General features: G+C 74.1%; 17 protein-coding genes and 1 pseudogene. 13 read left to right on the plus strand and 5 right to left on the minus strand.

Annotated features, from left to right (window positions below; all coding sequences use genetic code 11):
• Nucleotides 1–328 precede the first annotated feature (328 nt).
• A pseudogene (locus OG764_RS41770) lies at nucleotides 329–1,219 on the plus strand (tetratricopeptide repeat protein); the annotation flags it as partial.
• A 360-nt stretch (nucleotides 1,220–1,579) separates the two neighbouring features.
• Complete coding sequence (locus OG764_RS27210; protein WP_328973191.1) at nucleotides 1,580–2,464, plus strand: hypothetical protein; 885 nt, start codon at nucleotides 1,580–1,582, stop codon at nucleotides 2,462–2,464.
• A gap of 72 nt (nucleotides 2,465–2,536) precedes the next feature.
• Here the strand turns inward: OG764_RS27210 and OG764_RS27215 are convergent, their stop codons facing one another.
• Nucleotides 2,537–3,817 carry a DUF1015 domain-containing protein gene (locus OG764_RS27215; protein ID WP_328971058.1) on the minus strand — a complete coding sequence of 427 codons (1,281 nt, stop codon included), beginning with the start codon at nucleotides 3,815–3,817 and terminating at the stop codon, nucleotides 2,537–2,539.
• 124 nt (nucleotides 3,818–3,941) lie between these two features.
• On the opposite strand from OG764_RS27215, the gene OG764_RS27220 reads away from it, so the two are divergent.
• The 4 genes from OG764_RS27220 (at nucleotide 3,942) to OG764_RS27235 (ending at nucleotide 8,194) form a co-directional block, all read left to right on the plus strand.
• The gene (locus tag OG764_RS27220; protein ID WP_328971059.1) at nucleotides 3,942–4,991 is read left to right on the plus strand and encodes an HAD hydrolase-like protein; all 1,050 of its coding nucleotides are present in this window, start codon (nucleotides 3,942–3,944) and stop codon (nucleotides 4,989–4,991) included.
• A 100-nt stretch (nucleotides 4,992–5,091) separates the two neighbouring features.
• Nucleotides 5,092–6,144, plus strand: a complete 1,053-nt coding sequence (locus tag OG764_RS27225) for a FecCD family ABC transporter permease (RefSeq protein WP_328971060.1) — start codon at nucleotides 5,092–5,094, stop codon at nucleotides 6,142–6,144.
• Nucleotides 6,141–7,202 (plus strand): FecCD family ABC transporter permease, encoded by a 1,062-nt coding sequence (locus tag OG764_RS27230; RefSeq protein ID WP_328971061.1) that lies wholly within the window; start codon nucleotides 6,141–6,143, stop codon nucleotides 7,200–7,202. Before OG764_RS27225 ends, OG764_RS27230 begins: the two co-directional genes overlap by 4 nt.
• A gap of 80 nt (nucleotides 7,203–7,282) precedes the next feature.
• Nucleotides 7,283–8,194 carry an ABC transporter ATP-binding protein gene (locus OG764_RS27235; protein WP_443056064.1) on the plus strand — a complete coding sequence of 304 codons (912 nt, stop codon included), beginning with the start codon at nucleotides 7,283–7,285 and terminating at the stop codon, nucleotides 8,192–8,194.
• Here the strand turns inward: OG764_RS27235 and OG764_RS27240 are convergent.
• Nucleotides 8,178–8,525, minus strand: coding sequence for a sterol-binding protein (locus tag OG764_RS27240; RefSeq protein WP_328971063.1), 348 nt, complete (start codon nucleotides 8,523–8,525; stop codon nucleotides 8,178–8,180). The two genes, OG764_RS27235 and OG764_RS27240, sit on opposite strands and share 17 nt — an antisense overlap.
• A gap of 147 nt (nucleotides 8,526–8,672) precedes the next feature.
• On the opposite strand from OG764_RS27240, the gene OG764_RS27245 reads away from it, so the two are divergent.
• The 5 genes from OG764_RS27245 (at nucleotide 8,673) to OG764_RS27265 (ending at nucleotide 14,069) form a co-directional block, all read left to right on the plus strand.
• Nucleotides 8,673–8,984 carry a hypothetical protein gene (locus OG764_RS27245; protein ID WP_328971064.1) on the plus strand — a complete coding sequence of 104 codons (312 nt, stop codon included), beginning with the start codon at nucleotides 8,673–8,675 and terminating at the stop codon, nucleotides 8,982–8,984.
• A 7-nt stretch (nucleotides 8,985–8,991) separates the two neighbouring features.
• The gene (locus OG764_RS27250) at nucleotides 8,992–9,807 is read left to right on the plus strand and encodes a TlyA family RNA methyltransferase (protein WP_328971065.1); all 816 of its coding nucleotides are present in this window, start codon (nucleotides 8,992–8,994) and stop codon (nucleotides 9,805–9,807) included.
• A complete protein-coding gene (locus tag OG764_RS27255) occupies nucleotides 9,804–10,724 on the plus strand; it encodes an NAD kinase (RefSeq protein WP_328971066.1) in 921 nt (306 codons plus the stop codon). Before OG764_RS27250 ends, OG764_RS27255 begins: the two co-directional genes overlap by 4 nt.
• A 185-nt stretch (nucleotides 10,725–10,909) precedes the next feature.
• On the plus strand, nucleotides 10,910–12,649 hold the full coding sequence (gene recN / locus OG764_RS27260) for a DNA repair protein RecN (protein WP_328973192.1): 1,740 nt from the start codon (nucleotides 10,910–10,912) through the stop codon (nucleotides 12,647–12,649).
• 325 nt (nucleotides 12,650–12,974) lie between these two features.
• Nucleotides 12,975–14,069, plus strand: a complete 1,095-nt coding sequence (locus OG764_RS27265; protein WP_328971067.1) for a glycosyltransferase family 4 protein — start codon at nucleotides 12,975–12,977, stop codon at nucleotides 14,067–14,069.
• 548 nt (nucleotides 14,070–14,617) lie between these two features.
• Here OG764_RS27265 and OG764_RS27270 read toward each other — a convergent pair.
• The gene (locus OG764_RS27270) at nucleotides 14,618–16,249 is read right to left on the minus strand and encodes a PucR family transcriptional regulator (protein WP_328971068.1); all 1,632 of its coding nucleotides are present in this window, start codon (nucleotides 16,247–16,249) and stop codon (nucleotides 14,618–14,620) included.
• 199 nt (nucleotides 16,250–16,448) lie between these two features.
• Here OG764_RS27270 and OG764_RS27275 point away from each other — a divergent pair, with 199 nt between their 5' ends.
• Complete coding sequence (locus OG764_RS27275; RefSeq protein WP_443056065.1) at nucleotides 16,449–18,065, plus strand: APC family permease; 1,617 nt, start codon at nucleotides 16,449–16,451, stop codon at nucleotides 18,063–18,065.
• The gene (locus tag OG764_RS27280) at nucleotides 18,047–19,696 is read left to right on the plus strand and encodes a flavin monoamine oxidase family protein (protein ID WP_328971069.1); all 1,650 of its coding nucleotides are present in this window, start codon (nucleotides 18,047–18,049) and stop codon (nucleotides 19,694–19,696) included. The genes OG764_RS27275 and OG764_RS27280 overlap by 19 nt, the downstream gene beginning before the upstream one ends.
• Before the next feature lie 56 nt (nucleotides 19,697–19,752).
• On the opposite strand, the gene OG764_RS27285 is transcribed toward OG764_RS27280, so the two are convergent.
• Together OG764_RS27285 and OG764_RS27290 are read right to left on the minus strand one after the other, a co-directional pair.
• Nucleotides 19,753–21,132, minus strand: coding sequence for an FAD-binding oxidoreductase (locus tag OG764_RS27285; protein ID WP_328971070.1), 1,380 nt, complete (start codon nucleotides 21,130–21,132; stop codon nucleotides 19,753–19,755).
• Between the two features lie 44 nt (nucleotides 21,133–21,176).
• Nucleotides 21,177–22,988 carry a glycoside hydrolase family 15 protein gene (locus tag OG764_RS27290; RefSeq protein WP_328971071.1) on the minus strand — a complete coding sequence of 604 codons (1,812 nt, stop codon included), beginning with the start codon at nucleotides 22,986–22,988 and terminating at the stop codon, nucleotides 21,177–21,179.
• Nucleotides 22,989–23,109: the final 121 nt, after the last annotated feature.

The raw sequence follows: 23,109 nt of genomic DNA on the forward strand, positions 1-23,109 counted from the left end.
CCCGAAGACAGGAGTCACACCCATGTCCAACTCTCCCGACGATCGTCCGGAGCGCGAGCCTCGGCGCAACGACGGTGGCGACAGGGGCGGCTACCGCGGGGGCCGCGACGACCGCGGTGGCGACCGCGGCGGCTTCCGCCGCGACGACCGCGGTGGCCGACCCAGCGGCGGCGACCGTCCCCCCTTCCGCCGTGACGACCGCGACGACCGTGGTGGCCGCCCCGCCGGCGGCAGCACCGGCGGCGGCTACCCGCGTCGTGATGACCGTGGTGGCGACCGTCCCCCGTTCCGTCGTGACGACCGCGGCGACCGTCCGAGCTACCCCCGTCGTGATGACGAGCGTGGTGGCGGCTTCCGTCGTGACGACCGCGGTGGTCGTCCGACCGGCGGCAGCACCGGTGGCGGCTTCCGCGGCCGCGATGACCGTGGTGGCGACCGTCCCCCGTTCCGTCGCGACGACCGCGGCGACCGTCCCAGCTTCCCGCGCCGTGATGACGAGCGTGGTGGCGGTTTCCGTGGCCGCGACGACCGCGGTGGCGACCGTCCGAGCTACCCGCGTCGTGATGACGAGCGTGGTGGCGGCTTCCGTCGTGACGACCGCGGTGGTCGTCCGACCGGCGGCGGGGACCGTCCGAGCTACCCGCGTCGTGATGACCGTGGTGGTGACCGTCCCCCGTTCCGTCGTGACGACCGTGGCGACCGTCCGAGCTACCCCCGTCGTGATGACGAGCGTGGTGGCGGTTTCCGTGGTCGCGACGACCGTGGCGGGGACCGTCCGAGCTACCCGCGTCGTGATGACCGTGGTGGTGACCGTCCCCCGTTCCGTCGCGACGACCGTCCCAGCTTCCCGCGCCGTGACGATGAGCGTGGTGGCGGCTTCCGCGGCCGCGACGACCGCGGTGGCGACCGTCCTCCGTTCCGTCGCGACGACCGCGGTGACCGTCCGAGCTACCCGCGCCGTGATGACGAGCGTGGTGGCGGCTTCCGCGGTCGCGACGACCGTGGTGGCGACCGTCCCAGTTACCCCCGTCGTGACGATGAGCGTGGTGGCGGCTTCCGCGGCCGCGACGACCGTGGCGGGGACCGCCCGAGCTACCCGCGTCGTGACGACCGCGGTGGCGACCGTCCCCCGTTCCGTCGCGACGACCGCGGCGACCGTCCGAGCTACCCGCGCCGTGACGATGAGCGTGGTGGCGGCTTCCGCGGCCGCGACGACCGCGGTGGGGACCGCCCCAGCTACCCGCGTCGTGACGACCGTGGTGGCGACCGTCCCAGCTTCCCGCGTCGTGATGACGAGCGTGGTGGCGGCTTCCGCGGCCGCGACGACCGTGGCGGCGACCGTCCGAGCTACCCGCGCCGTGACGACCGCGGTGGCGACCGTGGCGGCTTCCGCGGGCGTGACGACCGTGGTGGCTTCCGTGGTCGCGATGACCGCGGTGGCGATCGTGGTGGCGACCGCGGCGGGTTCCGCGGCCGTGACGACCGCGGTGACCGGGACTTCCGTGACCGCAGCGACCGTGAGCCCGTCAAGCGGCTCCCGATCGACGAGGACGTCACCGGCCACGAGATCGACGCCGATGTGCGCCAGGAGCTGCTGAGCCTGCCGAAGGGTCTGGCCGAAGAGGTCTCCAAGAACCTCGTGATGGTCGCCCGGCTCATCGACGACGAGCCCGAGGAGGCGTACGCCTACGCGCGCATCGCGCTGCGGCTGGCCTCCCGTGTCGCAGCCGTCCGCGAGGCCGCCGGCTTCGCCGCGTACGCCACGCAGAAGTACAGCGAGGCGCTCGCCGAGTTCCGTGCCTCCAAGCGGATGACCGGTTCCGTCGAGCTGTGGCCCGTCATGGCCGACTGCGAGCGCGGCCTCGGCCGCCCCGAGCGCGCGCTGGCCATGGCCGGCGAGCCCGAGGTGCAGAAGCTCGACAAGGCCGGACAGGTCGAGATGCGGCTCGTCGCCGCCGGTGCCCGCCGGGACATGGGGCAGCTCGACGCCGCCATCGTGACCCTGCAGAGCCCCGAGCTGGCCTCCAGCGCCGTGCAGCCGTGGACCGCGCGCCTGCGGTACGCGTACGCCGACGCCCTCCTCGCCGCCGAGCGGGAGGACGAGGCGCGCGAGTGGTTCGCCAAGACCGTCGAAGCCGACAAGGACGGCGCCACTGACGCCGCCGACCGGCTCGCCGCGCTCGACGGGGTCGAGTTCGTCGACGCGATGGACGCGGACGAGGACGACGACGAGGCGGACGACGCGGACCTCGACCGGCGTCCCGCCGATGCAGACGTCGTCGACGAGGACGATGAGGACGACGAGGACGAGGACGAGGACGAGCAGGACGCCGCCGAGGTGGCGGCCGCCGAGTCCGCGCGCGACGTGACCGAGTACTACGACGAGGACGACGACGAGTACGAGCCGATCGAGCGCTCCGAAGCCGACGCCGACGTCGAGAACCCGGCCGGCGACAAGGCCTGACGGTCTCTGACGCACACATGAGGAAGGGCGGTACCCCGAACGGGGTACCGCCCTTCGTCGTTTCCGGAACCGTCAGCCCAGGCTGCGCAGGACCAGGCCGGTGGCCGGCTTCGGGCCGAACGACGTGGACTTGCGGGGCATCGTCACGCCCTGCCGGGCCAGATCCCGTACGACGTCCTCGCGGACCGGGTGCATCAGGACCGCCGTGCCGCCGTGCCGCTCCGCCATCTCCACCGTGGCCTCGGTGTCGTGGATGTACGTGATCTGCTCGGGGGCGTCCGGGATGTGCCACAGGTGGTCGAGGAGGGTGGCGTGCAGGACGGTCGCGTCCAGGCGCCGCCATGCCTGCGGCCGGTCGCGCCGTACCGTGCGCTCGATCAGCTCCGGATCCGGGTCGGTGACCAAGTGGAAGCTGCCGTCGCCGGTCAGCAGGAAGGCATTGCCCCGGTCGGCGGCCGCCCCCAGCTCGGCCATCGCACGATCCAGCGGGCCCTCCACCGTACGGATCCGGAACGAGTCCGCCAGCGCGGCCAGCGCGTCCGCGACGGGCAGCTGCCGCAGCATCCGGTGGATGGCACGGACCTGCAGCGGATAGCGGACGGTGTCCACGAGCAGCACCAGGCCGTAGTCCCACTCGCCCGGGACGCCCTGCTCGGACTGCAGGCGCAGGTACGTGGCCCAGCGGTGGTGGCCGTCGGCGATCAGGGCCTGGCGGCGGGCCAGGTCGGCCGTGATCTCCGCGAGGTCGGCCGGCACGGTGACGGACCACAGGCGGTGGCTGACGCCGTCCTCCGTGGTCGTCGACAGCAGCGGCTCGTGTCCCGCGGTCCGCTCGATCACCGCGGCGGCACCCGTGCCCGCAGCCGTGCCGCCGTCGCCGCGGTAGGTCAGGAGCAGCGGTTCCAGATTGGCCGAGGTCGCGCGCATCAGGCCGGCCCGGTCGGTGACCACGTGCGGCATCACGTCCTCGTGGGGGAGCACGATGCCGGCGTCGGCCGGGGAGAGTTCGAGCGCGCCGATCACGCCGCGTTGCAGCAGGTCGCCCTTGCGCTGCTCGTACACGTACAGGGCGGGCTCCCGGTCGGTGCTGAGGACGCCCTCGGCGAGCCAGTCGCGCAGGGTCCGCGCGGCCTGCTCGTTGCGGGCCTCGGGGGTGTCGGCCTGCGGGAGGATCAGCCGGACGATGTTGTGCGGGTCGGCCGATTCGAGGTGGTCGAGGCCGTCCGGACGCACGACGACGTCGTACGGCGGCGAAGTGACGGCCGCGAGGCTGCCGACCCGCTCGGGGACGTAGCGCAGTCCGTGGAAGGGGATCAGGCGCAGTCCCTGCTCTGCAGGCCGAGGTGTGGTCATTGATGCATGGTAAGTCGCGTCTCGGGATGCGGGATGATCGGGGGAGAAGTACCCGATCAGGCGTAGTGGGTTTGAGTCAGGTGCGGTCGTACGAGGACGCATGACGTATGAGGAGCGGACAGGGATGAGCCGGCAGAGCAGGACCAGGCCCGCGGGCAGTGGACGCAGCCTCCACCAGGCGTACGACACGGCTCTCCTCGACCTCGACGGGGTGGTCTACGCGGGCGGGCAGGCGATCGCGCACGCGGTGCCGGCGCTCGGCACGGCGCGGGCGGACGGCATGCGCCTCGCGTACGTCACGAACAACGCGCTGCGGACCCCCGGCGCGGTCGCCGAGCACCTGACCGAGCTGGGCATCCCCACCGCGGCCGACGACGTGATCACCTCGGCGCAGGCGGTGGCCCGGCTGATCGCCGATCAGGTACCGGCAGGGGCAAGGGTGCTGGTGATCGGCGGCGAAGGGCTGCGGGTCGCGCTGCGCGAGCGGGGCCTGGTGCCGGTGGAGTCGGCGGACGACGACCCGGCCGCGGTGGTGCAGGGCTACGGCGGGCCGGACCTGCCGTGGGGCCGCTTCGCGGAGGCCTCGTACGCGGTCGCGCGCGGGGTGCCGTGGTTCGCGTCGAACACCGACCTGACGATCCCCGGCGCGCGGGGCATCGCCCCCGGCAACGGGGCCGCCGTGCAGGTGGTGCGGATCGCGACGGGCGCCGAACCGCAGGTCGCGGGGAAGCCGTTGCCGCCCATGCACCGGGAGACGATCCTGCGGACCGGGGCCGAGCGGCCGCTGGTCGTCGGCGACCGGCTGGACACGGACATCGAGGGCGCCTTCAACGGGGACGTCGACTCGCTGCTCGTCCTGACCGGTGTCACGGACGCGGCGCTGCTGCTGACGGCCGAGCCCCCGCACCGGCCGACGTACGTGGACTCCGACCTGCGGGGCATGCTCACCGGGCAGCCCGAGGTGACGGCGGCCGGCGCCGGCTTCCGGTGCGGGGACTGGACGGCGCAGGCGCGGGACGGGGTCCTGGAACTGGCCGGCCCGAGCGGGGACGGCGGGGACGGCGGGGACGCGATGGACGGGCTGCGGGCGCTGTGCGCGGCTGCCTGGACGTACGCGGGGGAGGGGTCCTGCACGCTGGACGCGGGGAAGGCGCTGGCCCGGCTGGGGCTGTGACGTGCTTGCGGGACCGTCACGTCCTTGCGGGGACCGTGCCGGCCGCCCGGTGATCATCCGGACTCTCGACGCACAGGCAGGATAGGTTAGCCTAACCTCCGTGTTGGTCGAGAGTCCCCCCGAATCCGAACAGAGCGCCGTCCCGGCTGCCGCGCCCCGCTCCCGCCATGCGGCGCGGGCCGCGGGCCTGTTGGCCGCGCTCTGCGTGCTGGCGGTGATCGCCACCGCGAGCGTCGCGGTCGGCGCCCGCGCCATGTCCCTGGACCAGGTCTGGCACGGCCTGTTCCACTACACCGGCACCGTCGGCGACGTGGTCGTGCACGATGTCCGGGTGCCGCGGACCCTGCTCGGTCTGCTCGTCGGCGTCGCGCTCGGCCTCTCCGGCGCGGTGATGCAGGCGCTGACCCGCAATCCGCTCGCCGAGCCGGGCATCCTCGGGGTCAACGCCGGCGCCGCGGCCGCGGTCGTCTCCGCGATCAGCTTCCTCGGGGCCTCCACGCTGACCGAGTTCGTCTGGTACGCCTTCGCCGGCGCCGGGACCGTCTCCGTCGTCGTGTACGTACTCGGCGGCAGCCGCAGCGCGACCCCGGTGCGCCTCGCCCTCGCCGGAACGGCCGCCAGCGCGGCGCTCGTCGGCTACATCAACGCCGTCCAGCTCCTCGACAGCAAGGCACTGGACAAGCTCCGCTTCTGGACGGTCGGATCGCTGGCCTCCGCGAACATGGAGACCGTCCGGCAGGTGGCCCCCTTCATCGTCGTCGGCGCGGTCCTCGCGCTGTGCCTGGGCCGGCCGCTCAACGCGATGGCGATGGGCGACGACACGGCCAGGGCGCTCGGCGCGCACCTGACCCGGACCCGGATCGGGGCGATGGTCGCCATCACCCTGCTCTGCGGCGCCGCGACCGCCGCCTGCGGACCGATCGTCTTCATCGGGCTGATGATCCCCCACTTCGCACGGCTGTTCACCGGGCCCGACATGCGCTGGGTGCTCGCGTACTCGGCGGTCCTCTCGCCGGTGCTGCTGCTCGGCGCGGACGTGCTCGGCCGGGTCGTCGCCCGGCCCTCCGAGCTACAGGTGGGCATCGTCACCGCGCTCATCGGCGGGCCCGTCTTCATCTACCTCGTACGCCGCAAGAGGATGGCTCAGCTGTGACCGTGAAACTGCGGGCCGGAACCCCCCGGTCGCGGACTCTGCGCGCCCCCGGCGGCATATCGCTGCGCGTGCAGCCCCGGGCGCTGGCCGCCGGGGTGCTGCTGCTCGCCGCCGCCCTGCTGGCCGCCGTCGTCCTCATCGGTACCGGCGACTACCGGATCGCGCCGCTGGACGTGGTGAAGACCATGATGGGCAACGGCTACCCGGCGGACGAGTTCATCGTCAACGACCTGCGGCTGCCGCGGGCCCTGGTCGGGCTGCTCGTCGGCGCGGCCCTCGGGATGTCCGGCTCGGTCTTCCAGTCCGTGGCCCGCAACCCGCTCGCCTCGCCCGACATCCTCGGCTTCAGCTACGGCTCCGCCGTGGGCGCGCTCTGCGCGATCGTGCTCTTCCACGCCGGGGCCACCATGGTCGCCGGCGGCGCCCTGGTCGGCGGCCTGATCGCCGGCGTCGCCGTGTACCTGCTGTCGTGGAAGCAGGGCGTCCACGGATACCGGATGGTGCTCGTCGGCATCGGCTGCTCGGCGATGCTGCTGGCCGTCATCCAGTTCCTGCTGACCAAGGCGCAGTACGTGGACGCCGCCCGCGCCACGGTGTGGCTGACCGGCTCGCTGGCCGGCCGGGACTGGGCGCAGGTGTGGCCGCTGCTGGCGGTCTGCGCGGTGCTCTTCCCGCTGGTCCTCGGCCAGAGCCGGGCACTGCGGATGATGGAGATGGGCGACGACGCGGCGTACGCGCTCGGCATCAAGGTCGAGCGGACCCGGATGCTGCTGATGCTCGCCGCCGTCCTGCTGACCACCGCGGCGAGCGCCGCGGCCGGCCCGATCGCCTTCGTGGCGCTGGCCGCGCCCCAGCTCGCCCGGCGGCTGACCCGCTCGGCGGGGCCCAACCCGCTGTCCGCCGCCCTGATGGGGGCGGTCCTGCTGCTCGTGTCGGACTGGGCCGCGCAGCGGGCCTTCGGCGCCGACCAGCTGCCCGTGGGCGTGGTCACCGGCCTGGTCGGCGGCATGTACCTGCTCTGGCTGCTGGTCACCGAGCGCAAGGCGGGGCGGATCTGATGGCGCGGGACACGGCCGGCGGACAGTCGCGGGGTTCAGGCGGGCAGCCGCAGGGTTCAAAGGATTCAAGGAGTACGGAAGTGCAGCGGCTCAGCGCGGAGAACGTCACCCTCGGCTACGACCAGCGGGTCATCGCCGAGAACCTGTCGGTGGAGATCCCCGACCACTCCTTCACCGTCATCGTGGGCCCCAACGCCTGCGGCAAGTCCACGCTGCTGCGCGCCCTCTCGCGGATGCTGAAGCCGTCCGCCGGGCGGGTCCTCCTCGACGGGCAGGCCATCGGCTCGCTGCCCGCCAAGAAGGTCGCCAAGACCCTGGGCCTGCTGCCGCAGTCCTCGATCGCGCCCGACGGCATCACCGTCGCCGACCTCGTGGCCCGCGGCCGGTACCCGCACCAGGGGCTGCTGCGCCAGTGGTCGCCCGAGGACGAGCGGATCGTGCAGGAGTCCATGGCCTCCACCGGGGTCGCCGAACTCGCCGACCGGGCCGTGGACGAGCTGTCCGGCGGCCAGCGGCAGCGCGTGTGGATCGCGATGGCCCTCGCCCAGCAGACCCCGCTGCTGCTGCTCGACGAGCCGACCACGTACCTCGACATCCAGCACCAGATCGACGTGCTCGACCTGTGCGCGGAACTGCACGAGGAGCAGGGCCGGACGCTGGTGGCGGTGCTGCACGACCTCAACCACGCGGCCCGCTACGCCACCCACCTGATCGCGATGCGCGGCGGCGAGGTCGTGGCCGAGGGGGCGCCGGCGGACATCGTCACGGCGGAGCTGGTCGAGGAGGTCTTCGGGCTGCGCTGCCAGATCATCGACGACCCGGAGACCGGCACCCCGCTGGTGGTCCCGGCGGCCCGCCAGGCCCGGCCGAAGAACGGGGCGGCGGCTGCGAAGGGGCGGGCGGCAGCGGCCGGTCAGCCGGCCGGGAAGGGCCCGGCGGCCGAGGAGGGCCCGGCGGCCGGGAAGGAACCGGCGGCTACAGCAGCGTCCTGAGGCGGATCAGGTCGCGGAAGCCGGCCTCCAGCCGGACCCGGCCGGAGGCCCACGCCTTCGCGAAGTTCAGCTCGCCGCCGACCAGGGCGACCAGGTCGTCGCCGGTCATCGCGAGCCGGATCGCCGCCTTGTCGCGGGGCGGTCCGGGATCGGTGGCGTCCACCTGGATCCGGCCGCCCAGCAGGCGCCCCCGGAACGTGGTGTCCAGGTCCGTGATGTGGCAGCTCAGCGAGCGGTCGAGGGCGAGCGCGCCCCGGACCTCGCCGTCGGCTCGGGTCATGCTGCCGGCGAGCTTGTCGAGTGCGTCGCGGCACTGTTCGATCGTGGCCATGGTGGTGCCGACCGTACCGCAGGGCGCCGCCGGCCGTCCGGAGGGCCGTGGACCGCGTAGGGCGGGTGCGTACGTACGGCAGGGCGGGGTGGCCGGCGGCCCGACGCCGTGCCGCGGGCCGGGGGCGCTTCGGGGTAGCGTCTGGGCATGACCGACTTGATGCCCGCCGTGACCGGCCCCGACGCGCCCGGCCACGGCGGCGGAGCCGTCGGGACGGCGGCGGACGGGCCCCTCGACGAGCCCGCGGCCGGGCCCGCGGCGTCCGCCCCGATCGGGGTGCCGCGCACCCCCACCGGACGGCCCGAGACCGACGCCCTGCTGGAACGGCTGGCCGACGCGGACCACCTCCCGGCGGACGGCCACGTCGCGGTGTACGAGGATGTGCACAGGGGACTGCGCGACGCGCTGACCGCGCTCGACGCGGACCCCGCATCCGATCCGTACGAAAACAGGAGCTGAACCGAACGTGGCAGGAGTGGCACGCCGCCGACTGGACGCCGAACTGGTGCGCCGCAAGATGGCCCGTTCGCGGGAGCACGCGGCGCAGCTGATCGCCGCGAAGCGGGTCACCGTCGGCGGCGCGACCGCGACCAAGCCCGCCACCCAGGTCGAGACGAGCGCCGCGCTCGTCGTCCTCGCCGACGACAACGACCCCGACTACGTCTCGCGCGGCGGCCACAAGCTCGCCGGGGCCCTGGCCGCCTTCACCCCGCAGGGCCTCCGGGTGGCGGGCCGGCGCGCACTCGACGCGGGCGCCTCGACCGGCGGCTTCACCGACGTGCTGCTGCGCGCCGGCGTCTCGCACGTGGTCGCGGTGGACGTCGGCTACGGGCAGCTGGCCTGGTCGCTGCAGAGCGACGAGCGGGTCACCGTGAAGGACCGCACCAACGTGCGCGAGCTGACGGTGGAACAGATCGACGGGGTGCCGGTCGACCTCGTCGTCGGCGACCTGTCCTTCATCTCCATCGGCCTGGTGCTGCCGGCCCTGGTGCGCTGCACGGCGCCCGGCGCCGACCTGGTCCTGATGGTCAAGCCGCAGTTCGAGGTGGGCAAGGAGCGGCTCGGCAGCGGCGGCGTGGTCCGCAGCCCCGAACTGCGCGCGGAGGCCGTACGGGACGTGGCGCGGCAGGCGTGGGGGCTGGGGCTGGGCGTGCTCGGAGTGACCGCCAGCCCGCTGCCGGGGCCCTCGGGGAACGTCGAGTACTTTCTGTGGATGCGGGCGGGGGCACCGGAACTCGACCCGGCGGAAGTTGACCGTGCAGTGGCGGAGGGGCCGCGGTGACAACTGAAACAGCAGATTCCGCAACGACGCGGACTGTATTCCTGCTCGCGCACACCGGCCGGCCGGCCGCGATCCGCAGTGCGGAGCTCGTCGTCAAGGGGCTGCTGCGCAGCGGCCTGGGGGTACGGGTCCTGGAGCACGAGGCGGCGGACCTGCCGCTGCCCGACTCCGTCGAGCTGGTGTCCGAGGCGAAGCCGGGCGTGCTCGACGGCTGTGAGCTGCTCATCGTGCTCGGCGGCGACGGCACGCTGCTGCGCGGCGCCGAATTCGCCCGGAGCTCGGGAGTCCCGATGCTCGGGGTGAACCTCGGCCGGGTCGGCTTCCTCGCCGAGGCCGAGCGCGACGACCTCGACAGGGTCGTCGACCGGGTGGTCACCAAGGCGTACGAGGTCGAGGAGCGGATGACCCTCGACGTGGTGGTGCGCACGAACGGCGACGTGGTCCACACCGACTGGGCGCTGAACGAGGCCGCGGTGCAGAAGGTGTCCCCCGAGCGGATGCTCGAGGTGGTCCTGGAGATCGACGGGCGGCCGGTGACCGGCTTCGGCTGCGACGGCATCGTCTGCGCCACGCCGACCGGCTCCACGGCGTACGCGTTCTCGGCAGGCGGCCCGGTGGTCTGGCCGGAGGTCGAGGCGCTGCTGATGGTCCCGATCAGCGCGCACGCGCTGTTCGCGAAGCCGCTGGTGACCTCGCCCACGTCGGTCCTGGCCGTCGAGGTCCAGACGGGCACCCCGCACGGGGTGCTGTGGTGCGACGGGCGCCGCACCCTGGAGCTGCCCGCGGGGGCCAGGGTGGAGGTCCGCCGGGGCGCCGTCCCGGTCCGGCTGGCCCGGCTGCACCACGCGTCCTTCACGGACCGCCTGGTCGCGAAGTTCGCGCTGCCGGTCTCCGGCTGGCGCGGCGCGCCCCACTAGTACGTCCCTAAGGACCGTCCCACGGGCCGTCCCACCGTGGGCGGATCGTGCCGGGCCCCTTCCGGCGACCGGGAGCGGGCCCGGTCACCGCGGGCGGGTGGTTCCGCCCGTTCGGTGACGGGTGATGCGGCGGGGGCGCATGGCACCCGGCAAATCTCGGTAAGGTCTGGGACGTGCTTGAGGAGATGCGGATACGGTCGCTCGGGGTCATCGACGACGCGGTGGTCGAGCTGTCGCCCGGTTTCACCGCGGTGACCGGTGAGACCGGCGCGGGCAAGACGATGGTCGTCACCAGCCTCGGCCTGCTGCTCGGCGGCCGCGCGGACCCCGCCCTGGTCCGGATCGGGGCCAAGGCCGCCGTGGTCGAGGGCCGCCTCGTCATGCGCCCGGACGCGCCCGCCGCGCTGCGGGCCGAGGAGGCCGGTGCCGAGCTGGACGAGGGCGGCGCGCTGCTGATCAGCCGCACCGTCTCCGCCGAGGGCCGCTCGCGCGCCTTCCTCGGCGGCCGCTCGGTGCCCGTCGGCCTGCTCGGCGAGCTCGCCGACGACCTGGTGGCCGTGCACGGCCAGACCGACCAGCAGGGGCTGCTGCGGCCCGCCCGGCAGCGGCAGGCGCTCGACCGGTACGCCGGGGACGCCGTCGCCGTGCCGCTGGAGAAGTACGCGGCCGCGTACCGCCGGCTGCGGGCCGCCGCCACCGAACTCGACACCCTCACCACCCGGGCCCGCGAGCGGGCCCAGGAAGCCGACCTGCTGCGCTTCGGGCTCGACGAGATCGCCGCGGTCGAGCCGCGGGCCGGCGAGGACACCGAGCTGGCCGCGGAGGCCGAGCGGCTCGGCCACGCCGAGTCCCTGGCCTCGGCCGCCGCGCTCGCGCACGCCGCGCTCGCGGGCAACCCCGAGGACCCGGAGGGCGTCGACGCGAACACGCTGGTCGCCGGGGCGCACCGGGCGCTGGAGAGCGTACGGTCCCACGACCCGGCGCTCGGGGCGCTGGCCGAGCGGATCGGCGAGCTCGGCATCCTGCTCGCCGACGTCGCCGGGGAGCTGGCCGGATACGCCGACGACCTGGACGCGGACCCGCTGCGGCTGGCAGCGGTGGAGGAGAGGCGGGCCGCGCTGACCCAGCTCACCCGCAAGTACGGCGCCGACGGCCGGGGCATCGCAGGGGTGCTGGCCTGGGCCGAGGAGGGCGCCGGCCGGCTGACCGAACTCGACGGCGACGACGACCGGATCGCCGAGCTGACCGCCGAGCGGGACGGCCTGCGGGCCGAACTCTCCGGTCTCGCGCAGGCGCTGACGGACGCGCGGACCGCGGCCGCCGAGCAGTTCGCCGCGGCCGTCACCGCCGAACTCGCCTCGCTGGCGATGCCGCACGCCCGGGTCACCATCGACATCCGCCAGACGGCCGTCGAGGACCCGGCCGACGGGGTCGAGGTCGGCGGCCGCCCGGTCGCCTGCGGGCCCACCGGTGCGGACGAGGTGGAGCTGCTGCTGGCCCCGCATCCCGGCGCGCAGCCGCGTCCGATCGCCAAGGGCGCCTCCGGCGGTGAGCTGTCCCGGGTCATGCTGGCCGTCGAGGTGGTGTTCGCGGGTTCCGACCCGGTGCCGACGTACCTCTTCGACGAGGTGGACGCGGGCGTCGGAGGCAAGGCGGCGGTCGAGGTCGGCCGGCGGCTGGCCAAACTGGCCAAGTCCGCGCAGGTCGTCGTCGTCACGCACCTGCCGCAGGTGGCCGCCTTCGCCGACCGGCAGCTGCTCGTCGAGAAGACCAACGACGGGTCCGTGACCCGCAGCGGGGTCACCGTCCTGGAGGGCGAGGACCGGGTGCGGGAGCTGTCCCGGATGCTGGCCGGCCAGGAGGACTCGCAGACGGCCCGGGCGCACGCCGAGGAACTGCTCGCCGCGGCGCGGGCGGACGTGTGAACCGCGCGGACGCGTGGCTCGCGGATGCGTCCTCCGTGGGCGTGTGCCTCGGGGGCCTGTGCTCCGTGGGCGTGGGTTTCGTGGGCGTGTGCCTCGTGGGCGTGTGCCTCGTGGAGGCATGACGCCCGGCCGCGTGACGCGCCGGCGGGTCACCGCGGATGCGTGACGCGGCGCGCCGGGGCCGTGTGTCGCCCATGTGGGTGATCCCTGGAGGGGGGTGGCGCGATCCCGTACGGGATCCGCACCCGGACGGCCGCGGAACGCGCGTACGGGCTGGCATCCTGAGCCCGTCTCTTCTTCCTTCCTCCCCCAGGAGCTCCGGCACGTGAGCAGCACACCGGTACTGCCTTACGGGCGCACTCCGTTGCGCACCGTCCAGGTGCTCGGCGGCGGCAGCGCGGGCTCCAGCGCGCACGTGCGCTCGCTCGCGACCGGGCTGGCCGCCCGGGGCGTACGGGTGACCGTGTGCGCGCCCGCCGAGGCCGAGGGGGAGTACGACTTCACCGGCGCGGGCGCACAGTTCACCCCGGCCGCCGTGAGCGCCCTGCGCGCCGCGTGCGCCGGGGCGGACATCGTCCACGCGCACGGCCTGCACGCCGGGATGCGGGCGGCACTGGCGCTGCGCGGCCGGCCGGCTCCCCTCGTGGTGACCTGGCACGCCGGCCCCGCCGCCGAAGGCCCGCTGGGGCAGCTCACCCGGATGCTGGAGCGGCGGGTGGCGCGGGCGGCCGCGGTGGTGCTGGGCACCTCCTCCGACCAGGTGGACCGGGCGCGGCTGCGCGGCGCGCGCGACGCCCGGCTCGCCCCCGTGACCGTGCCGGCCGCGCACCGTCCGGTGGCGCGCGGCCGGGACTCCAAGGCGCGGGCCGACCTCGGGGCGGTGGACCGGCCGCTGGTGATCGCGGTGGGCAGCCTGGTGCCGCGGCGCGGCTACTCGGTGCTGCTGGACGCGGCGCGGGCGTGGCGGGCGCTGGATCCCGTACCGCTGCTGGTGATCGCGGGGGAGGGGCCGCAACGGGCGGCGCTGGCCCGGCGGATCGAGGCCGAACGGCTTCCGGTACGGCTGCTTGGGCGGCGCGAGGACGTGGCGGAGCTGCTGGCGGCGGCGGACGTGGCGGTGCTGCCCAGCCGCTGGGAGGCCCGCTCGCTGCTGGCGCAGGAGGCGCTGCGGCTGGGCGTGCCGCTGGTGGCGACGGCGGTGGGCGGCGTACCGGAACTGGTGGGCGACGCGGCGCTGCTGGTGCCGTACGGGGACGCGGGGGCGCTCGGGGGCGCGGTGGCGGGGTTGTTGGGCTCGCCGGAGCGGTGTGCGGAGCTTGCGGTTGCGGGGCCGGTGCAGGCGGCAACGTGGCCGAGTGAGGACGACACGGTGGCGCAGGTGCTGTCCGTCTACGACGAACTGGCGGAACGGGCGCGCTGAGCGGTCTCGGGTCCGGCGGGGAGCAACCCGGCTCCGCCGGGCACCGGGCTCCGCCCGGACCCGCGCCTCAAACGCCGGCGGGGCTGGGCGTGTCGCCTCAAACGCCGGCGGGGCTGGGCGTGTCGCCTCAAACGCCGGCGGGGCTGGGCGTGTCGCCTCAAACGCCGGCGGGGCTGGGCGTGTCGCCTCAAACGCCGGCGGGGCTGGGCGTGTCGCCTCAAACGCCGGCGGGGCTGGGCGTGTCGCCTCAAACGCCGGCGGGGCTGGGCGTGTCGCCTCAAACGCCGGCGGGGCTGGGGGTGTCGCCTCAAACGCCGGCGGGGCTGGGGGTGTCGCCTCAAGCGCCGGCGGGGCTGGGGGTGTCGCCTCAAGCGCCGGCGGGGCTGGGGGTGTCGCCTCAAACTCCCCCAGACTCCGTCCGGGGGACCCCAGGCGGGGCTGAGGGGCCCCCGGCGTTGCATGGCCGGTGGGGGTGGCCGGGTGGTGAGGGTCTGGCACGACGCCGACCGGCGGCCTGGTGCCGGGGTCGCCGCGGCGGCCCACCGCCGTCAGCTCGTGTGGCGGCGGGCGCGCAGGGCGAGGCTGAGGGAGAGGACCGTCTCCGGGTCGTCCAGGTCGGTGCCCAGCAGCTCCGAGATCCGGGCCAGCCGGTTGTACAGCGTCTGCCGGTTCAGGTGCAGTTCGCGGGCGGTCTCCGCCTTGCGGCCCGCGTGGGCCAGGTACGTCTCCAGGGTGGGCAGCAGCGCCGGACGGGACGTCAGGTCGTGGGTGCGCAGCGGGCCGATCGCGCGCTCCACGTACGCGGCGAGGTCCGGGTGTTCGCGCAGCCGCCACAGCAGCAGGTCGATGTCGAGGCGGCGCGCGTCGTACCAGGGGCGAGCGGGCAGTCCCTGGGCGGCGGTCGCGGTCTCGGCCGCATGCCGCAGCCCGGCCGAGGCGGCCGCCCAGCCGCCGGCCACACCCACGACGACCACCGGCTGGCCGGCGCCCGCTCGGTCCAGGCCGGCCCGCTCCACGCCGGCCCGCAGGGCCCCCGCGACCCGGTCCGCTACGGCCGCCCGCTCGCTCTCCGAGCGCAGCGCCAGCAGCAGCGGGACCCGGCCCTCGACCGGCCGTACGCCGAGCAGCACCGGCACGCCCACCGAGGCCAGCTCCTCCAGCACGGCGCGGACCAGCACCGCCCAGTTGCCGGACGGTCCGAGGTCCGAGGAGAGCCGCATGACCACCGGGAGCAGCGGGCCCTCGCCGGGCCGGAAGCCGAGCACGCGGGCCTGCGCCGGGGCGTCGTCCGCCGCGATCCGGCCCTCGGCGAGATCGGTCAGGAAGTCGCCGCGGCCGCGCGCCGCGAGCTCCTCCTCCTGCCGCGCCTGCATCAGGACGACGGCGAGCACGCTCGCCGCGCGTTCGGCCGCGATCCGGTGGACGGGCAGCAGCGGCGCGGAGACCCCCAGCAGCACCAGGCGGGCCCGCACCGAGCCGGTGCCGTGGCCGCCGCCCGGGACGTCGACGAGGACCGCGTTGGCCGGCGGGCCCTCGGCGCGGGCCTCGCGCTGGCCGCGCAGCCCCTCCCAGATCTGCAGCGGGTCGGCGCCGACCTCGTCGCCGCCGCCCGCGGCCGCGTACAGCAGCTGCCCGTCCGGGGTCTCCAGGAACACCGGGTTGGCCGTGAAGTCGGCGAGGATGCGCAGGACTTGCGGGATCCCGCCGCCGCCCAGGAGGGCCTCGGTGCAGCGCCGGTGGACCTCCTCGGCCCGCTGGAGCAGCGCGTAGTGCCCGTTGACGATCTCGGTGTGGATCTCCTCGGTGACCGCCACGAACGGCACCTCGCGGTGCAGCTGGACCAGCGGGAGGCCGGCCGCCCGGGCGGTCTCGACGATCGTGGCCGGCAGCCGGGTGAAGCGCGGGCCGAGCTCGACGACCAGGGCCGCGATCCCGCGGTCGGCGAGCCGGCGGACGAACGCCCGCTGCTCGGCCGGCCGGGTGCCCAGGCCCAGGCCGGTGGTCAGCAGCAGTTCGCCGCCCTTGAGCAGGGACGCGATGTTCGGGACCTCGCCCGCGTGCACCCAGCGCACGTTCCGCCCCAGGCGGTCCGCGCCCGCCACGACCTCCGGGAGCCCGCTGCGCAGTCCCGGCAGCTCCAGTGCCCGCTGAACCGTGATGCCGCCGCCCTGATTGTCCATATGGCGGGACGCTACCGGCCGCCTTGTGTCAAGAACATCACCGGCGGGTCACGGACGCCGGCAATCCCCCCTGTCGGCCCGACAACTCGTCGGCTCCACAAGGTGATTATCGGACCGCATGCCGATTGTGGTGTGCGTCACTCGGCGACAGAGTGACGCCCTCACATCGGGCACGTGTACGAACGGAATGAGGACGGGAATGCCGCAGGGTCCCACGGGTTCCACGAGCACCACCAGTTCCACCAGTTCTGCCCCTTCCGCCGGACCCGGATCCGGCGGTGTCCAGCGCCTCAAGGCCAACTCCGTCGGCCTGACCGGCGTCGTGTTCATGGCGGTCGCCACCGCCGCCCCGATCACCGCGATGACCGGCAACCTCCCCATCGCGGTCGGCTTCGGCAACGGCACCGGTGCACCCGCCGGCTACCTCTTCGCCACCCTCGTCCTCACCGTCTTCGCCGTCGGCTACGTGGCCATGGCCAAGCGCATCACGGCCGCCGGCGCCTTCTACGGCTACATCTCGCACGGCCTCGGCCGGATCGCGGGCATGGCCTCCGGCATGCTCGCCGTCCTCGCGTACATCGTCTTCGAGGCCTCGATCGTCGGAGTCTTCGCGTACTTCGCCAAGACCACCGTCCACGACCAGCTCGGCGTGGACCTGCCCTGGATCGTCTACGCCGCCGCGATGCTCGCCGTCACCGCCGTCCTCGCGCACTTCGACATCAACCTCACCGCGAAGGCGCTCGGCGTGATGCTCGTCGCCGAGATCGCGGTCCTCTTCGCCGTCGCCATCGCCGTGCTCGTCGCCGGCGGCGGCCCCGACGGGATCCCCGTGGAGCCCGTCAACCCGAAGAACGCCTTCACCGGCACCTCCGCGGGCCTCGGCCTGTTCTTCGCCTTCTGGTCCTGGGTCGGCTTCGAGTCCACCGCCATGTACGGCGAGGAGTCCCGCGACCCCAAGCGGGTCATCCCCAAGGCGACGATCATCTCCGTGGTCGGCGTCGGGCTCTTCTACATCTTCGTCTCCTGGATGACCATCGCGGGCAACGGCCTCGACGAGTCCGTGGCCCTGTCCGCCTCCGCCGCCCCCCTCGACCTGTTCTTCGAACCCACCCGCACCTTCATCGGCGCCTGGGCCGTCGACGCCTTCCAGTGGCTGCTGCTCACCGGCTCCTTCGCCTGCGGCATGGCCTTCCACCAGTGCGCCGCGCGCTACCTCTACGCCATCGGCCGCGAGGGCTTCCTGCACCCGGCGCTCGGCCGCACGCACCCCCGGCACGGCTCCCCGCACGTCGCCTCGGTCGTGCAGACCGTCATCGCCGTCGGCCTGGTCGCCCTGTTCTGGCTGACCGGCCAGGACCCCTACCTGCACCTGTACACGCTGCTGGCGATCCTCGGCACGATGGCCATCCTCATCGTCCAGACCCTGTGCTCCTTCGCGGTGATCGGCTACTTCCGCAAGAACCACCCCGAGGACCGGCACTGGTTCAAGACCCTCGTCGCCCCGCTGCTCGGAGGCATCGGCATGACCGCGGTGGTCGTGCTGCTGGTCCTCAACATGGAGACCGCCGCCGGAGCGGCCGCCGGCTCGCTCTTCTTCAAGCTGATCCCCTGGATCATCGGGGCCGTCTTCCTCGGCGGCCTCGGCCTCGGCCTCCATCTCAAGTACCGGGCCCCCGAGCGCTACGAGATCATCGGCCGCATCGTCCTGGAGGACGCCACCGAGCGCTCCGACGAGGACGACGACCAGGCTGCCGGCACCGACCCCGCCCCCTCCGCCGCGAACATCCAGGAGCAGTCATGGCCCGTACGCCCCTGATGCACGCCCTGCGCCGCCTCGCCGCCGACCATGCGGCCGCCCGCAGACTCCGACTCCCCGTCGCCGAACTCCGCGGCCTGTCCCGGCGCGCCCTGCTGGAACGCGCCGCGGCCCTCGGCCTGGGCACGGCCCTCGCGGCCGGCGCCGCCACCGCACCCGCACACGCCCGGGTCACCGCCCCCGCCCCCGCCCCCGACGGGCACAAGCCCGTCGGAAACCCGCGCATCGCGATCGTCGGCGCGGGCATCGCCGGCCTGACCGCCGCCCTGACCCTCAAGGACGCCGGCCTCGCCGCCACCGTCTACGAGGCCGACCCCGGCCGGGTCGGCGGCCGCATGTGGACCCAGCGCGGCCACTGGGCGTACGGGCAGACCTCCGAGATCGGCGGCGAGCTGATCGACACCAGCCACAAGAAGATGCTCGAACTGTGCCGCCGCTTCGACCTGGTCACCGAGGACTTCCTCGGCGGCGGGCCCAACGGCGCCGAGGAGGTCCTCTGGTTCGGCGGCGCCTACTACCCGCGCGAGCAGGCCGACGAGGACTTCAACGCGGTCTACCAACGCCTGCGCCGGGACCTCCAGGAATCCGGCGAGGTGGCCTGGAACGCGACCACCCCGGCCGGCACCGCACTCGACAACATGACGCTGTACGAGTGGATCGAGACCCGGGTCCCCGGCGGACACACCGCACCCCTGGGCCGCTTCCTCGACGTCGCCTACGCCGTCGAGTACGGGGCCGACACCACCGAGCAGTCGGCCCTGGCCCTGGTCCTGCTGATGGGTTATCAGCCCAACCCCGGCAACTTCAACGTCTGGGGCCTGTCCAACGAGCGCTACCACATCACCGGCGGCAACGACCTGCTGCCGAACGCGATCGCCAACGCCCTGCCCGCCGGTTCGCTCGTGAGGGGCCGCGAGCTGGTCGCCGTACGCGCCAACGCCGACGGCACCCAGACGCTCACCTTCCACGACGCGGGCGCCACCCGCACCGTCGTGGCCGACCACACCGTGCTGTGCGTCCCGCTGCCCGTCCTCCAGCGGATCGACACCTCGCAGGCCGGCTTCGACCCGCTGATGCGCAACCTGCTCCGGGACGCCCGCATGGGCCACTGCACCAAGCTCAACATGCAGTTCACCAGCCGCCCCTGGCGCGGCACCGGGCCCTGGCCCGGCGTCTCCGCGGGCGACTGCTTCACCGACAGCGAGGTCCAGCAGACCTGGGACACCACCAAGGTGCAGCCCGGCACCGGCGGCATCCTCCTCCAGTACGGCGGCGGCACCCCGGCCCGGAACCTCACCCCGGCCTCGCCCTTCGCCACCGAGTCCGACCCGTACGTACGCGGCCTCGCCACCCGCATGCTCGCCGGCATCGACGCCTTCTTCCCCGGCACCGGCGCGGCCTGGACGGGCCGGGCCCAGCTGTCCGCCTGGCACCGCAACCCGTACGCGCTCGGGGCGTACTCGTACTGGCCGACGGGCTACCTGCACCGCTACGCCAAGTACGAGGGCACCGCCCAGGGCAACGTGCACATCGGCGGCGAGCACTGCAGCTACGACTTCCAGGGCTTCATGGAAGGCGGCGCCACCGAGGGCGAGCGGGCGGCGCGGGAGGTGATCGCCGCGGTGTCGTGAGCGCACCGGCCGCGTGAGCCCCGTGCGCCCCCGCCCGTCCGGCGGGGGCGCACCCCTCAGGCGGGGCGGATGTTGTGGTTGAAGCGGAAGACGTTGTCCGGGTCGTACGTCCGCTTCAGCGCGGCCAGCCGCTCCATGTTCTGCGCGCCGAGGCCCGCGACCACCCGGTCCGGGCCCTCGTCGCCGGTGAAGTTGAGGTAGACCGCGCCGGTGGCCCAGGGCTGGACGTCGGCGCACACGTCCTTGACCCACTGCCGGCCCCGCTCGTCGTCGGCCGGGTCCTCCCACATGCCGAACGGGTGCACCGCCCAGGGCGCGTCCCGGTACGGCACCGGGTAGTCGCCGGGGGCCGCCGCGATGGCGCCGCCCTGCGGCCAGACGGCGTGGACGGTGCCGCTGGGCACCGGCATCGAGGCGGCGCGCGCGCAGAACACGTCCACGAAGTCGTCCGGAGCACCGGTGAGGTACTCCGCCGACCAGTAGTTCCGGAACCCCGGCGGGTCGTCGAGCATGCACTGGAGCTCCGCGTACGGGATGGCCGTGGCCACCTCCACCTCGTGCGGGATCGCCAGCAGCGGCGCGGCGAGCGTGCGCATCTCCTCCTCGGGCCCGGCGTAGGTCAGCAGCGCGGCGCACAGCATCTGCCCCACCAGCTGCGGCGGGACGAACTCCTCCGGCGGCGCGGTCAGGTAGAGGACGGCGCCGCTCGCCTCGGACGGCGCGGCCTCGATGAGGTCCCGGTAGGTCCGCAGCACCTCGGGCCCGCGCTCCGGCAGGTACATCAGCAGCGCCATCGACATGGCCGGCAGGTCGTGCAGGCGCAGGGTCAGCGAGGTGGCGACGCCGAAGTTGCCGCCGCCGCCGTGCAGCCCCCAGAACAGTTCCGGGTTCTCCTCGGCGCTCGCCGTCACGATCCGGCCGTCGGCCGTCACCAGCTCGACGCCGAGCAGGTTGTCGACGGCCAGCCCGAACGCGCGGTCCAGCCAGCCGGTGCCGCCGCCCAGCACGAAACCGCCCACGCCGGTCGTGGAGACCCGGCCGCCGGTGGTCGCCAGGGCGTGCGGCGCGCAGGCCCGGTCCAGGTGGCTCATGACGGCGCCGCCGCCGACGCGGACGGCCTTCGACGCCGGATGGACCGTCACCTCGTCGATCCGGCGCAGGTCCACGACGAGCCCGCCGTCGTTGAGCGACATCCCGGCCACGCTGTGGCCGCCGCCGCGCACGGCGACCGGCAGGTCCAGCTCCCGGGCGAAGCGCACGGCCGTGACCACGTCCGCCCGGTCGGCGCACCGGGCGATCACGGCCGGCCGCCGGTCGATCATGGCGTTGTAGATCGTCCGGGCCTCGTCGTAGCCGGGATCGCCCGGTGCGAGGACCTCACCGGTCAGATCCTCGCGGAGCTCGGCCAGGGCCGTGCCCGCCTTGGAGAGGGTCATGGTGCCCCCTTCCGGGAAGGGCGGTGCGGACCCCTCCAGGCTAATCAGCCCCCGTACGCCCCGCTCGCCGTGAGCCGCAGAGCCGTGTCGATGAGCGGAACGTGGCTGAAGGCCTGCGGGAAATTCCCGACCTGGCGCTGGAGCCGCGGGTCCCACTCCTCGGCGAGCAGCCCGAGGTCGTTGCGCAGCGCCAGCAGCTTCTCGAACAGCCGGCGCGCCTCGTCGACCCGGCCGATCATCGCCAGGTCGTCGGCCATCCAGAACGAGCACGCCAGGAACGCGCCCTCGTCGCCCTCCAGGCCGTCCACGCCCGCCTCCTCGCCGGCCGTCGGGTAGCGCAGGATGAACCCGTCGGGGGTGGACAGCTCGCGCTGGATCGCCTCGATGGTGCCGATGACCCGCTTGTCGTCCGGCGGCAGGAAGCCCATCTGCGGAATCAGCAGCAGCGAGGCGTCCAGCTCCTTCGACCCGTAGGACTGGGTGAAGGTGTTCCGCTCCTTGTCGTAGCCCTTCTCGCACACGTCGCGGTGGATCTCGTCGCGCAGGTCGCGCCACTGCTCCAGCGGGCCGTCCGCGTCCCCGGACTCGATGAGCTTGATCGTGCGGTCCACCGCCACCCAGGCCATCACCTTGGAGTGCACGAAGTGCCGGCGCGGCCCGCGGACCTCCCAGATGCCCTCGTCGGGCTCGTTCCAGTGGGTCTCCAGGTAGCGGATCAGTTTGAGCTGGAGCAGCGAGGCGTAGTCGTTGCGGGCCAGGCCCGTCATGTGGGCCAGGTGCAGGGCCTCGGTGACCTCGCCGTACACGTCCAGCTGGAGCTGGTGGGCGGCGCCGTTGCCGACCCGGACCGGCTGGGAGTTCTCGTACCCCGGCAGCCAGTCCAGCTCGGTCTCGCCGAGCTCGCGCTCGCCGGCGATCCCGTACATGATCTGCAGGTTCTCGGGGTCGCCGGCCACCGCGCGCAGCAGCCACTCGCGCCAGGCACGGGCCTCCTCGCGGTAGCCGGTGCGCAGCAGCGAGGAGAGGGTGATCGCCGCGTCGCGCAGCCACGTGTAGCGGTAGTCCCAGTTGCGGACGCCGCCGATCTCCTCGGGCAGCGAGGTGGTCGGCGCGGCCACGATGCCGCCGGTCGGCGCGTACGTGAGCGCCTTGAGGGTGATCAGGGAGCGGACCACGGCTTCCCGGTAGGGGCCGTGGTACGTGCAGTGCTCGACCCAGTTCTGCCAGAAGTCGCAGGTGGCCTCCAGGGCCGCCTCGGCGTCCGGCAGCGCGGGAGGCTCCTTGTGGGAGGGCTGCCAGCTGATGGTGAACGCGATCCGGTCGCCGGGCGCCACGGTGAAGTCGGCGTACGTGGTGAGGTCCTTGCCGTACGTCTGGGCGTCGGTGTCCAGCCAGATCGAGTCGGGGCCGGCCACGGCGACCGTACGGCCGTCCACGCGGTGCACCCAGGGCACGACCCGGCCGTAGCTGAACCGCATCCGCAGGGCCGAGCGCACCGGCACCCGGCCGCTGACGCCCTCCACGATCCGCATCAGCTGCGGCGCGTGGTCCTCACGGGGCGGCATGAAGTCGATGACGCGGACGGTGCCGCGCGGCGTGTCCCACTCGGACTCCAGGACCAGCGAGTCCCCGCGGTAGCGGCGGCGGTCGGCGCGCGGTGGCTCGGAGCCGGCGGGATGCGCCGGGCCGATCCGCCAGAACCCGTGGTCCTCGGTGCCGAGCAGCCCGGCGAAGACTGCGTGGGAGTCGAAGCGCGGCAGGCACAGCCAGTCCGCCGTTCCGTCCCGGCAGACCAGGGCTGCGGTCTGCATGTCGCCGATCAGTGCGTAATCCTCGATGCGCCCGGGCACGTGCATCTCTCCAGTCGAACGGCCACGTCCGCCCTGGCGCCGAGGGCCGGGGCGATCTCTTCGCGGTCAGGGGTCGTTGACGAGTTCAAGCTTGCCGGAGCGGGCGGGGGTGGTGCCTTCGCCGGCC

The organism is Streptomyces sp. NBC_00239 (assembly GCF_036194065.1).
Lineage (GTDB): Bacteria > Actinomycetota > Actinomycetes > Streptomycetales > Streptomycetaceae > Streptomyces.